General features: G+C 31.4%; 13 protein-coding genes. 8 read left to right on the top strand and 5 right to left on the bottom strand.

All coding sequences use genetic code 11. From position 1 onward, the window contains the following. Nucleotides 1-44: 44 nt before the first annotated feature. Entirely contained in the window at nucleotides 45-395 is a 351-nt protein-coding gene (locus HA148_RS02660; RefSeq protein WP_025914328.1) for a hypothetical protein, read from the bottom strand. Between the two features lie 175 nt (nucleotides 396-570). Between HA148_RS02660 and HA148_RS02655 the strand changes: the two genes are divergently transcribed. The 4 genes from HA148_RS02655 to HA148_RS02640 all read left to right on the top strand — a co-directional run bounded on the left by HA148_RS02655 (nucleotide 571) and on the right by HA148_RS02640 (nucleotide 5246). Further along, nucleotides 571-2373: a proline--tRNA ligase gene (locus HA148_RS02655; protein WP_209129953.1), complete on the top strand. Its 1803-nt coding sequence runs from the start codon at nucleotides 571-573 to the stop codon at nucleotides 2371-2373. A 26-nt stretch (nucleotides 2374-2399) separates the two neighbouring features. Further along, complete coding sequence (psb27, locus tag HA148_RS02650; protein WP_209129951.1) at nucleotides 2400-2837, top strand: photosystem II protein Psb27; 438 nt, start codon at nucleotides 2400-2402, stop codon at nucleotides 2835-2837. Between the two features lie 81 nt (nucleotides 2838-2918). Then, on the top strand, nucleotides 2919-4229 hold the full coding sequence (locus tag HA148_RS02645) for an adenylosuccinate synthase (RefSeq protein WP_209129949.1): 1311 nt from the start codon (nucleotides 2919-2921) through the stop codon (nucleotides 4227-4229). A 15-nt stretch (nucleotides 4230-4244) separates the two neighbouring features. Next, a complete protein-coding gene (locus tag HA148_RS02640; RefSeq protein ID WP_209129947.1) occupies nucleotides 4245-5246 on the top strand; it encodes an adenosine kinase in 1002 nt (333 codons plus the stop codon). Between the two features lie 6 nt (nucleotides 5247-5252). On the opposite strand, the gene cutA is transcribed toward HA148_RS02640, so the two are convergent. After that, the gene (cutA, locus tag HA148_RS02635; protein WP_209129945.1) at nucleotides 5253-5558 is read right to left on the bottom strand and encodes a divalent cation tolerance protein CutA; all 306 of its coding nucleotides are present in this window, start codon (nucleotides 5556-5558) and stop codon (nucleotides 5253-5255) included. A 13-nt stretch (nucleotides 5559-5571) separates the two neighbouring features. After that, nucleotides 5572-6369: a precorrin-6A reductase gene (gene cobK, locus HA148_RS02630; RefSeq protein ID WP_209129943.1), complete on the bottom strand. Its 798-nt coding sequence runs from the start codon at nucleotides 6367-6369 to the stop codon at nucleotides 5572-5574. A 28-nt stretch (nucleotides 6370-6397) separates the two neighbouring features. On the opposite strand from cobK, the gene HA148_RS02625 reads away from it, so the two are divergent. Continuing rightward, nucleotides 6398-6823, top strand: a complete 426-nt coding sequence (locus HA148_RS02625; RefSeq protein WP_209129941.1) for a single-stranded DNA-binding protein — start codon at nucleotides 6398-6400, stop codon at nucleotides 6821-6823. A gap of 1 nt (nucleotide 6824) precedes the next feature. On the opposite strand, the gene HA148_RS02620 is transcribed toward HA148_RS02625, so the two are convergent. Continuing rightward, on the bottom strand, nucleotides 6825-7007 hold the full coding sequence (locus tag HA148_RS02620; protein WP_075440528.1) for a hypothetical protein: 183 nt from the start codon (nucleotides 7005-7007) through the stop codon (nucleotides 6825-6827). A gap of 42 nt (nucleotides 7008-7049) precedes the next feature. Between HA148_RS02620 and HA148_RS02615 the strand changes: the two genes are divergently transcribed. The 3 genes from HA148_RS02615 (at nucleotide 7050) to HA148_RS02605 (ending at nucleotide 9609) form a co-directional block, all read left to right on the top strand. Next, complete coding sequence (locus HA148_RS02615; protein ID WP_025894150.1) at nucleotides 7050-7580, top strand: DUF2854 domain-containing protein; 531 nt, start codon at nucleotides 7050-7052, stop codon at nucleotides 7578-7580. A gap of 64 nt (nucleotides 7581-7644) precedes the next feature. Continuing rightward, a complete protein-coding gene (gene argB, locus HA148_RS02610) occupies nucleotides 7645-8496 on the top strand; it encodes an acetylglutamate kinase (RefSeq protein WP_209129939.1) in 852 nt (283 codons plus the stop codon). Between the two features lie 3 nt (nucleotides 8497-8499). Next, nucleotides 8500-9609 (top strand): DUF3153 domain-containing protein, encoded by a 1110-nt coding sequence (locus HA148_RS02605; protein WP_209129937.1) that lies wholly within the window; start codon nucleotides 8500-8502, stop codon nucleotides 9607-9609. Here the strand turns inward: HA148_RS02605 and priA are convergent, their stop codons facing one another. Beyond that, a complete protein-coding gene (gene priA / locus HA148_RS02600) occupies nucleotides 9610-11886 on the bottom strand; it encodes a replication restart helicase PriA (RefSeq protein ID WP_209129934.1) in 2277 nt (758 codons plus the stop codon). Nucleotides 11887-12111 lie beyond the last annotated feature (225 nt).

The following is a 12111-nucleotide window of genomic DNA, read 5'->3' as shown; positions in this document are numbered from 1 at the left end:
TTTAAAATGTCAATAAATCAAAACATTGATTGGTGACTTTTTAATTACTCTTTTTCTAGCAAAGACCTAATAGATTTTAGTTCGTCTAATATTTGCACCAGTATATTTTGAGCAGCGGACGAAGGTGTATTAAAGACCTCTACAGTAACTTCCTTTATTCTTAAAATATCTTTTGCAAATCTTGCTACTTCATTAGGATGGAATTTTAAAGGATCTTTTTGATCAGTCCGAAATTCGGGATTTAATTTTCTTGGATTAAAACTAGGGTTTAGATTTCTTAAATCTGTATTTGTATACCTATAGACAGAAGCTCTTGATCTATTTAGGAATTTTTGAACTTCATCAATACCTACTAATTCCTCTTCACTAGAAATATTGGAATCTATATTTTCCATAAACTTAAGAAAATGATTAAGTAGTAATGAACTTTTTAAAGAGTCTTAACTTCATTACTGAAGAAGTTAGCAGAAAGAGCATTCTTAGACTAGCCGCGTTGAGGGACTCAAGACACTTTGAATTATTTTTTCATCTTAATTGATAAAATCAAATAATATCTAGGGATTTTTTTGTATGCGCGTGACCACCTCATTTCCTCTGGGGACACTTCGTGACACACCTTCTGAAGCTGAGATTATTTCACATCAATTACTCTTAAAAGCTGGGTATATTCGCAGAGTTAACAGCGGTATTTATGCATACATGCCACTAATGCTTAGAGTTATTGAAAAAATATCCGAAATAATAGAGAAAGAACTTAATAGTATTGGTTGTACAAAATTACTATTACCCCAACTTCATCCTGCAGATTTATGGAAAAAAAGTGAAAGGTGGGAAGGATATACCGCAGGTGAAGGAATAATGTTTAATCTCAAAGATAGACAAGGTAAAGAATTTGGTTTAGCGCCAACTCACGAAGAGGTGATCACGAGTATTGCATCAGAGACCATCAACTCCTATAAGCAATTACCTCAATGTTTTTACCAAATTCAGACAAAATTTAGAGATGAAATAAGGCCAAGGTTTGGATTGATGAGAAGTAGAGAATTCATAATGAAAGATGGTTATTCTTTTCATTCTTCAGAAAACGATCTAGCTTCTTTCTATGAAAAAGTGGGCAATGCTTATGAAAATATTTTTAAATCTTGTGGACTGCAGATAGTAGGGGTTGAAGCTGATAGTGGAGCAATTGGGGGTGCTTCATCTAAAGAATTTATGGTCACTGCTGATGCTGGGGAAGATTCCATTTTGTTCACTCAAAGCGGATCTTATGCTGCCAATATCGAAAAAGCTGTTTCTCTACCCTCTAAACCTATTCCACTAAAAGACAATATTGCAGAGTGGTTGGAAACGCCTCATCAAAAAACAATTCTAGAAGTTTGCAATAATAACAATTTAGTCCCAAGTCAGATTATTAAAGTAGTAATATTCCTTGCACAGTTCGAAGGTAAATTTGAGGTCCCAATTCTTGCATGCATAAGAGGCGATCAACACATTAATGAAGTAAAGCTTTTTAACTTAATCAATAAACTTAATCACTTCAATCTCCTTAATCTTAAAAAGATTGAAGACAAAAATACTATCGAAAAAAATCTAGTTGATTTACCCTTAGGTTTTATAGGGCCAGATTTAGATAATAAAACTATTAAAGCTACTTCTAATTGGGAAAAAAAATGGACAAGAATAATTGATCATTCTGCAAGTGAACTTTCAAAGTTTATAAGTGGTGGGAATAAAGTTAATTTCCATAAAGTTTTTCAAGAATTTTCTTTTGATTCGAAAGACTATCTAATTGGGGATATCAGGAATGCCAAAAAAGGAGATAAAGTAAGTATTTATAATGATGAAGAACTTAAAGAAAAAAAAGGTATCGAGATTGGACATATTTTCCAACTAGGTCAGAAATATAGTGAAAAATTAAATGCAAAGTTCTCCGATAAGGACGGTCAGTTAAAAAATTTATGGATGGGTTGTTACGGAATAGGAGTGACAAGAATAGCTCAAGCCGCTATCGAACAGAATCATGATCAAAAAGGAATTTGTTGGCCTATCCAGATTTCTCCTTTTGAAGTTATTATTATCCCAACAAACCTAAAAGATCCTATTCAAAGTGATCTTACTGAGCAAATCTATAACAACTTTTTAATTAATAAAATTGATGTCCTTCTTGATGATAGAAACGACAGAGCTGGAGTAAAATTTAAAGATGCGGAATTAATTGGTATTCCTTTTCAGATAATTATTGGCAGAGATTCTATTAATAAAGAAGTAGAACTTTTATGCAGAACAAATAATACTAAGCTTAAAATTAGTACTGATAAATTGTTAGAAACATTTATTTCCGAATCTGAAATAATGTACAATAATAAGTCTTGAGGCTTATTTTTTTTGGGAGCTAAGTTATGTTACTGAAATGGACATCAAAATTATTTTTTAAGAATCTTATCAAAGCTATATCTTTTGCAATATCCTTAATTGTTGCTTTTACACTATTTAGTTCCCCTTCCATAGCTGCAAAAACCGCTATGACAGGTGACTACACAAAGGATACAATTTCAGTTGTTAAAACATTACAAACAGCTGTTGATACTCCAAAAGATTCTCCAAATAAAGATGAAGTAAGAAGTGAGGCTCTTACACTCATAACTGACTATATTTCAAGATATAGAAATAGAGGGATGGTGAATAAAACACAATCATTTACCACAATGCAAACAGCATTAAATGCTATGGCAGGTCATTACAAAAACTTTGCAAGTAGACCTTTACCAGATAAACTTAAGGAGCGTTTAACCAAAGAATTTTCTCTTGCTGAAAAAATGGTTCTAAGAGAAAGTTGATACAATTCATTTACTTTTTAAAAGTAAACCAAGATTTTTGAATATATTAAATATTCGCACAAAAATAATGCTCTTCTAAAATTGGCCAATGTTGTTGTAATCGGAGCCCAATGGGGTGACGAAGGAAAAGGTAAAATAACGGATTTACTTAGTCGTTCGGCAGATGTTGTCGTTCGCTATCAAGGGGGAGTAAATGCAGGTCATACTATAGTCGTAGATGATAAAGTCTTAAAATTACATTTAATTCCCTCAGGGATACTTTATAAAAATACTTCTTGTCTAATTGGTTCGGGAACTGTTGTAGATCCAAAAATCTTGCTTAAAGAAATTGACATGTTAATTGATAATGGAATTGATATCTCAGGATTAAAAATTTCATCAACATCACATGTAACAATGCCCTACCACCGAATATTAGATGAAGCGATGGAGGCTGATAGAGGTTCAAACAAAATAGGTACAACAGGTCGTGGGATTGGCCCAACTTATGCGGATAAATCACAAAGAAATGGCATCAGAATAAGAGATTTGCTCAATAAGGAAAGGCTAAGTGATGTGATAAAAATTCCATTAAGAGAAAAAAACGGTCTACTAGAAAAAATCTATGAAATTAAACCACTTAAATTAGAAGACATTGTTGAAGAATATCTTGACTATGGAGAAAGATTATCAAAGCATGTAGTTGACTGTACAAGGACTATACATGCAGCCTCAAAAAACAAAAAGAATATCCTATTCGAAGGTGCTCAAGGGACTCTACTTGACTTGGATCATGGAACTTATCCTTTTGTTACCTCATCAAACCCTATATCAGGAGGGGCATGTATTGGTGCTGGAGTTGGTCCCACTCTAATTGATAGAGTAATAGGTGTTGCAAAAGCTTACACCACAAGGGTAGGAGAGGGACCATTCCCAACGGAATTACAAGGGAGTATTAATGACCAACTCTGTGATAGAGGTAGTGAATTTGGAACCACTACTGGGAGGAGGAGGAGATGTGGGTGGTTTGATGGAGTTATTGGTAAATATGCTGTATCTGTAAATGGTCTTGATTGTTTAGCAGTTACAAAACTTGATGTGTTAGATGAATTAGATGAGATTCAAGTTTGCATTGCATATGATCTCGATGGAGAGGAAATAGACTACTTTCCGACTAATTCAGATGACTTAAAAAAATGTAAGCCAATCTTCAAAAAATTAAAAGGTTGGCAATGTTCAACTGCAGATTGCAGAAAACTATCTGATCTCCCAGAGAATGCTATGAATTATCTAAGATTTTTAGCTGAATTAATGGAGGTTCCAATTGCCATTGTCTCTTTGGGGGCGAATAGAGATCAAACTATAGTAATTGAAGACCCAATACATGGTCCTAAAAGAGCACTGTTAAGGTAATTTAGTTTCAAATTAATGATGGAATCCTTTAGACATTTTGAACATAAAAAAGTCGATCTCATTGGTATCGGGAACGCAATAGTAGATATTATTGTAAATATTGAAGATGAATTTCTTGAGATAAATAATCTGGATAAAGGATCAATGAATCTAATTAATTCTGATGAATCTCAGAGATTGTTAGAAAATTGCAAAGTTATCAAACAAATTTCAGGTGGGTCCTCAGCAAATACCGTTGTTTCTTTAGCAGAATTAGGTAATCATGTGCAGTTTATAGGAAGAGTCAAAAATGATCAATTTGGTAATTTCTTTTCTGACGATATAAAAAAAAGTAAAACGATATTTAATACTCCACCAACTATTGCAGGTGCTCCAACAGCTCATTCAATCATTTTGGTTACACCTGATGCACAAAGAACTATGTGCACTTACCTAGGCGCATCTGTAGAATTTGAGCCAAAAGACATTGACTTTACTGTAATTAAGGAAAGTAAATATTTATATTTAGAAGGATATTTATGGGACAGCGAATTAGCTAAAAAAGCTTTTATTAACGCCGCCCAAATTGCAAAACAATCTAATACAAAAATAATCCTTTCTTTGTCTGATTCATTTTGTGTAGATAGGCATCGTGAGAGTTTCTTAGAATTAATTTATGAATATGTAGATATCGTTTTTTGTAATGAATCCGAGGTGTTAAGTCTATTTAAAAATGATAAATTAGCAAGCTGCCAAGAAGACCTATCATCCTTATGTGAATTAGTCATAGTAACTCTTGGAAGAAATGGTTCTCTCATAGTTAATAAAAAAAATGTTGAAATAATTGAGTCAATAACGAAAGGCAAGATTATTGATACTACAGGAGCAGGAGATATCTATGCGGGAGGATTTATCCATGGATTAATAAACAATTGTTCCCTCAAAAAATGCGGAGAGATAGCTTCAATTTGTGCGGGGCAAATAATTACGGAATTAGGATCTAGATCAGATATTGATCTTAAAGAGTTAATAAAATAGATTTAATCAAATAGTCTTATTAAACCAATCATAATATTTCATCTCAGCATGGTATTTTTTGTAAATAATTTGAGGAACATTATATGTGGAATTTTTATTTACGAAATCAATTAAACAATCTCTAAATTCTAGTTTACTTTTTATTGTGATTTCAAACTCTTTAGTTTCTTCAATATCATCATTCCACTTATAAATTGAAAAAATTTGCTTTATCGAAACACAAGCTGCAAGCTTATTTTGTATTAGTAATTTAGCCATTCGCAAAGCATTTGCGTTACTTGATTCAGTTGTGATCATAACTAATACTTCCATAATGAATTAAAAATCAATATTTTTTAATTATGTGATTTATCAAATTATGATATTGATCAAAAGAGTAAGAATAATCATTTTTAACTTTCGGCCTTTTAACCAAAAATAACTTCATTTTACTTCCAGAAACTATACTCTCCCAGTTTTTCTGAGAATAACTTCCAGATTCTCTGCATAAAACATAATCTATCTCCCAAAAATCACAAAGTTTTTTTTCTAAAATGCTTTTATTATTTTTACTCGGTTCAAGTATCGCTATGTTTGAATTTTGAATACATGAGCCAAAAGCTTTAGTTATACTCTCATAAGTTGGAAGTATCCTTGTAAATACATTTGCTTTACAATTCATATAATGATTAGCTGTATCGTTAAGGAATCTTGATCCTATTGCAAGAAGAATATTCTTATTCTCAATATCAACGTTATTTATATCCTTTAAATCATCAATATAAAAAAAATTATTAGTCTTATTTATGAGAGATTTCCTCTCAAAAAGTAAAAGAGGTGTATTAATCTCTTTACATGCATTATTAAGATTTTTAGAAATTATTACCGCAAACGGATGAGTAGCATCAACAACGCATGTGATTTTATTTTTATTTATGAAATTAATTATTTGTTCTTTATTATTTAATTTCCCCGTAATGATATGTAACTTTGGATTCTCAATATAAGCTTGCCCTGCTTTATAAGTTAAAACACTTGCAAAGACTGAATAATTTAGTTCAAGAAGCTTATTAGCTATTACAGGTCCATCCGAAGTTCCTGATAGGATCCAAACATTTTTATAGCAATTTCCTTGATTCTGCATCAGTATGTCTTTAATTAAATAGTAAGTAATGAATCATTGTTTAATTCAGGCGGTCATTAATAGCGCTCCCCAAATGAGGTATACCAAAGAAAACCAAACTCCAATTGCAGAAATGATTGTTAATTTTAAAGGATTACGTAGTGAAGATCCAACCAGAGATCTCAAGATCATAGGATGGGGAAATATTGCCCAAGAAATGGTAGATGAACTAAAGGAGGGGCAAAATATTGTTATTGAGGGACGTTTAAAGATGAATTCTGTCACTAGAAAAGACGGAACGAAAGAAAAGCAACCAGAACTAACAGCTTCAAAAATTCATCAAATATCGCCAGTTAATTTTATTAAGTCTGATCAAAAAGAAAATAATGAGTCATTTGAAAAAAAAGAAAGCACCAAAAATTCAAGTTGGGATAGTTCACCTTTAGTACCTGAAGTTGACGAAATACCTTTTTAAATCAAATATCAACATTATTTTCTTGAACACTTATAATTAGTTTGCTTATTTTTCTTTCAAGTGCGGCAAGTTCGCTTCTAATTTCTGGCCATTTACCCTTATCAAGATTTTCTAATAACCATGCTCTATCTTGATCAAGTTTAAAAATTAAATCTCCTTGATTTGCAGTATTAGGATCTTGCATAATACTTTTTAGACAATTTAAAATACATTCTACTAAATCAAAATGAAGAAATACCTATCGCCTGGAAACTTAATCGTAACCGCTGGGGGGATATTAGCTTTTGTAGGAATGACTGCTTATTTTACAGACTCAGTAAATTTAAGTGTACCTACTTTTTTTTATGGAGTACCTATTTTTTTAATTGGATTAGGTTTAAAGACTTCCGAAATACCTCCTGTAGAGTTGTTTGACAAGACAAATTTTGCGACAAATAAATTTAACAGACCAAAAGAATTAACAGCACTAGTTAAAGATGTTACAAGATGGAGATATGGGATAAAAGCTCATCTTGAATCGTCATTAGAATCTCTAAATTTGTGGGACGAGGATAATCCCCCTCAACTAAAAGAAATCGAAGAAATTACAAAGGAAGAAAAAAATGGTCTAAGAATGCGTTTCGAATTAAACGCTGTCCCTCTAGAAAAATGGATTGAAAAGCAAGAAAGATTAAACAGGTTTTTCGTAAAAGGTCTTGAATCAGAATTTATTATCGACGATAATAAAAAAGAATTTGATTTTATTCTCTTTTATTGAATATAGGGATATATTTGTAAAAACCTAATTTCTCAATTCAATCAAGTTTTAATGAATTTTAATAATGAATGATTCTCAAAGAGTATCAATATTAAGCGAAGCACTCCCATATATACAAAGTTTCTCTGGTAGAAAAATTGTTATCAAGTATGGTGGTTCTGTTATGGAGAATGATAATTTAAAAAATGCTTTTTTTAGAGACATAGCACTTTTATCAACCGTTGGAGTTTGTCCAGTAGTAATTCATGGAGGTGGACCCGAAATTAATAATTGGTTAAAGAAATTAGAAATATCTCCTAAATTCGAAAATGGATTAAGAGTTACTGATCAAAAAACAATGGAAATTGTCGAGATGGTTCTAATGGGCAGAGTTAACAAACAAATTGTAAAAGGCATTAATAAAACTGGATCTTTAGCTGTTGGAATATCAGGTCTTGATGGCAACTTAATTCAATCTAGAGAACTGGGAGATGGGAGCCATGGGTTGGTGGGAGAGGTTACAAAAATCAATTCTGAGATATTAGATCCTCTTATCTCTAAAGGATATATCCCTATTATTTCTAGTATTGGATCAACCATAGAAGGTATTTCCCATAATATTAATGCAGATTTTGTTGCTGGAGAAATTGCTGCTTCAATAAATGCAGAAAAACTTATTCTTCTTACTGATACTCAAGGTATTTTAAGAGAAAAAGATAACAAAAATAGCCTTATTGAAAAAACGAATCTCAAAGAGGCAAGAGATTTTATTGATAAAAAAATTGTAACTGAAGGTATGATTCCAAAGACAGAATGCTGCATAAGAGCTTTAGCACAAGGAGTCAAAGCAGCTCACATAATCGATGGAAGAATAGAACATTCATTACTTCTTGAGATTTTTACAAATTCTGGAATAGGTACAATGATAGTCGCCTAACTTATGAAAACTTATGAGCAAGTTTTAGAAATAGTAGAACTTGCTTTAGCTAAAGGTGAGTATAATTATTGTATAAAATTTCTTTTGCCCAAAATCGAATCGTTTCCTTTATCAAGCAAAGAAGGAGTAAATTTAAGAACAATTTTAATTACTGCTCTTTGTGGAGTTAATAAAAAGGAAGAGGCTAAAATATTTTGTAAAGAACTTCTAAAATCTTACGATAATAAGACGAGAGAAAATGCAAAATATTTGATGGAAGTTATAGATTCCCCTGACATTAAAAAGCCAGAAAATTGGAACGTACAGTTTGAAAGCGACCCATCATTAAATAAAAAATCTTTTAACTCACTGCGCAAAAAAAAAGAAGTTTTGCAGAAAAAGAAATTTATTAATGTTACTGAGACTCCGACTGGTGAAACAAAACCGTTTCAGAAAGGCTTTTCACTTATCATTTTTTTAATATTATTATTATTAATTCCACTCTTAAGTGGCTGCGTTAAAGTTGAGGATACACTTGATCTTGGTGAACTTGATTCAATAACCAATAATTTAGTTATAGAAAGCAAATACATAAAGAAATTTCCTTGGCAATTAAAATTTGAAGAGAAGATGAAAGATATTTTTCCTGATGCAAAAATTGAACAAGACGAATCAACCTTTTCTTTGAAACATAAAAATCTAAATCTTGAAGATACAAAGCAAGTTCTTAAAATCACCCAAAATACCGCAGGAGAGTTAGCGGGAGGATCAACAAATATAGAAATTAATACTACTCAAAAAAACTTCATTTTTTTTAAAAAATACTTTTACAGGTTAGATTTGGATCTAAGTTCAATTCAAGGTATTGATAATTTAGAACTCATTTTCAAAATTATTCATCCTAATAAAGCTACTCTCACAGATAAAAGTAATTCAAATTTAGAAATCACAAAAAATCAAATCATTTGGAATTTAAATCAAGGACAGATAAATAGTCTTGAATTTTCTTTCTGGAGTCTCAACAAACTTTTGATTGGGATATTTTTTATTTTAATCATTATAGTATTAGCTTATTTATTAAGATTCTATAGATTTAAATTAGGTACAGATTTACCTCAACTTCCATCAAAATAATTACAACTCTGCAGGATTAACATCAATTGTTAAAAATACATTTTTTGGAATAAGTTTCCATAATATTGACCTGTCAGGTAAGGGGATATTTGTTCCTTCAGGACCATGTATTAATATCTGCCATCTAAATTTTTTACCGACTTTAGCAATTAGACTAGGAGCAGGACCAATTAATTTCCAGTTCTTTTTTTCGCAAAAATTGAGTAAATATTTTGCTAATTTCATTGCAATTGATTCAGTTAATTCATAATTTTCACCTGATAATTTAAGAATGCAAATCCTGCAAAATGGGAATAAATCAGCATCTTTTCTCAATCTCGAGTTTTCAATTAAAAATCTTTCATAATCTCTCTTCTGAAGATACGAAATTACCGGATGGTTAGGTTTATATGTTTGAAAAATCACTTTTCCTTTTTTTTGAGCCCTGCCTGCCCTTCCAGCTAATTGCAAAAACAATTGTAATGATTTTTCTTCTGCCGAAATATCTGGGCGATGAAGCAACCCATCTGCTGCAATAACTACTGAAAGAGTAATATTGGGGATATCAATCCCTTTTGCTAACATTTGAGTTCCCACAAGAATATCAGCATCACCTTTAGAAAACTTTGAAAGAATATCTCTATGACCATCCTTTCCAGAGGTTGTATCTCTATCAAAGCGAAGTACTCTTAATTCTGGAAATTCTTCATTTAAAAACTCTATTACCCTTTGTGTCCCAATTCCAAAAGGTTTAAAAGCAGTCGAATGACAATCTGGGCAACGATTGATCAATCTCGATTTATGATCACACCAATGACAGCTTAACCATTTTTTTCCTTGTGAACCGAGATGCACTGATAAGGGAACGTCACAGTTGGGGCAATTTATTAAATATCCACAACTTCTACAACTTAAAAACCCACTATGTCCCCTTCTAGGGATCAAAATTATTGCCTGCTCTTTTTTTAGGCGGAGTTGAGGAAGTAATTGTAATAATTCATTAGAAAAAATTTTCATATTCCCCTTTTTGAACTCATCCCGCATATCAATAATTCTTATTTCAGGAATCTCATTACTGGATATCCTTTGAATCATTCTTACCAATTTAAAATTCTTTTCAAAAACGCACTTTTTCCAAGTCTTCATTGATGGGGTTGCACTCCCTAAAATTAACTTTGCAGAATTCCTTTTAACTATTTCAATAGCTATCTCTCGTGCGTCATAACAAGGCATAGGACTATCTTGTTTATATGAAACATCATGTTCTTCATCCATTATTATTAATCCCAGATTTTTAATTGGAAGAAAAACTGCAGACCTTGTTCCTATTACTATAAGAGGTTCATCAGCATTAATAATTTTCTTCCAAACTAAAGTTCTATGACTGGAAGAACAGTTACTATGATATTCGTAAACAACATTTTTAAATCGCTGACTAAACCTATCAATAAGTTGAGGAATTAGTCCAATTTCTGGGGTTAGTATCAAACAACTTTTTTTCTTAAGAATTTGATCTTCAGCAATTCTCATGTAAACTTCTGTTTTACCTGAACCCGTTTCGCCCCATAGAAGTAAAACATCTCCCGGTTTCAATTTTTGAAATTCTTGAAATGCAATTTTTTGTTCATTTGTAAGATTTGGTTTTTTCGTTGAAATATTCTCATTTAAAAAAGAATTAAATTTAGTATTTATATTTTTTTTTCTTTTAGATTTGACAAGGTAATTTTTACTGACCATTGAGTTAATCAGAGTGTAATTAAAACCAGACTTTATTATTTCACTTTGCCAATTACCTTTTCCCCACAAAGTATTCATTAAAAAAAATTCTTTTTTGGTTAATCCATTTTTCTTAATATCAGATTCTTTTTTAGTTTCAATCCATATTTGATCTTTTAAACCTTGAGAAATATTCTTATATTTACCAATCCAGCCAGGAGGAAATGCCGTTTTAAACATTTTTAAATTACTAACCATATAAAAAGAGGCTAGGGACTCTATCCATTCTCTCCAAGAGTCATCAATTATTTTTTTCTGCAAAATACTCTCAACGAACAAATATCTTATATTTTTTCTTGCAATAATATTTGATTCATCATTATTAATCTTCGAAAAGTTTTTTTTGGAGATTACCAACCCATTCAATAATCTTCCTCTTAGTTTCACACTTACAATATCCCCAACTTCTACCCCAAGATTATTTCCATCTAAATAGTAAAAGCTTTCATTACTTCTACCTATATCAAGCAAAATTTCCAATTTGTGGGAGATATTTAATAACTGATTACTTGCCGGCTTCAAAACTTTTTCTTAGTATTGGATTGTTGAACATTCCACAAAGTGTTTTTTGCACATTGTAAGTATCCTGATCTTAAGGGAGACATGAAGCTTTGATCATTGACTGACAATTCAAAAATGATCTGCCTGTCTGAGAAATCCCAAGACTTTTTACTTTAGGTAATCTATAGCACTATTTAAATTTTTCAACAGTTAAAAAAACTTTTTTATTCAAATTTCTGAAAAAGT

This window comes from Prochlorococcus marinus XMU1405, assembly GCF_017696275.1.
In the GTDB taxonomy this organism is placed as follows: Bacteria; Cyanobacteriota; Cyanobacteriia; order PCC-6307; family Cyanobiaceae; genus Prochlorococcus_A; species Prochlorococcus_A marinus_AB.
The sequence above is the reverse complement of the archived record's forward strand: the minus strand, read 5'-3'. Positions and strand labels throughout refer to the sequence as shown.

Bases quoted from the DNA above. Each gene is read 5' to 3' on its own strand.
- HA148_RS02660 (WP_025914328.1), bottom strand. From the start codon at position 395: ATGGAAAATATAGATTCCAATATTTCTAGTGAAGAGGAATTAGTAGGT.
- HA148_RS02655 (WP_209129953.1), top strand. From the start codon at position 571: ATGCGCGTGACCACCTCATTTCCTCTGGGGACACTTCGTGACACACCT.
- psb27 (WP_209129951.1), top strand. From the start codon at position 2,400: ATGTTACTGAAATGGACATCAAAATTATTTTTTAAGAATCTTATCAAA.
- HA148_RS02640 (WP_209129947.1), top strand. From the start codon at position 4,245: ATGATGGAATCCTTTAGACATTTTGAACATAAAAAAGTCGATCTCATT.
- cutA (WP_209129945.1), bottom strand. From the start codon at position 5,558: ATGGAAGTATTAGTTATGATCACAACTGAATCAAGTAACGCAAATGCT.
- cobK (WP_209129943.1), bottom strand. From the start codon at position 6,369: ATGCAGAATCAAGGAAATTGCTATAAAAATGTTTGGATCCTATCAGGA.
- HA148_RS02625 (WP_209129941.1), top strand. From the start codon at position 6,398: ATGAATCATTGTTTAATTCAGGCGGTCATTAATAGCGCTCCCCAAATG.
- HA148_RS02620 (WP_075440528.1), bottom strand. From the start codon at position 7,007: ATGCAAGATCCTAATACTGCAAATCAAGGAGATTTAATTTTTAAACTT.
- HA148_RS02615 (WP_025894150.1), top strand. From the start codon at position 7,050: ATGAAGAAATACCTATCGCCTGGAAACTTAATCGTAACCGCTGGGGGG.
- argB (WP_209129939.1), top strand. From the start codon at position 7,645: ATGAATGATTCTCAAAGAGTATCAATATTAAGCGAAGCACTCCCATAT.
- HA148_RS02605 (WP_209129937.1), top strand. From the start codon at position 8,500: ATGAAAACTTATGAGCAAGTTTTAGAAATAGTAGAACTTGCTTTAGCT.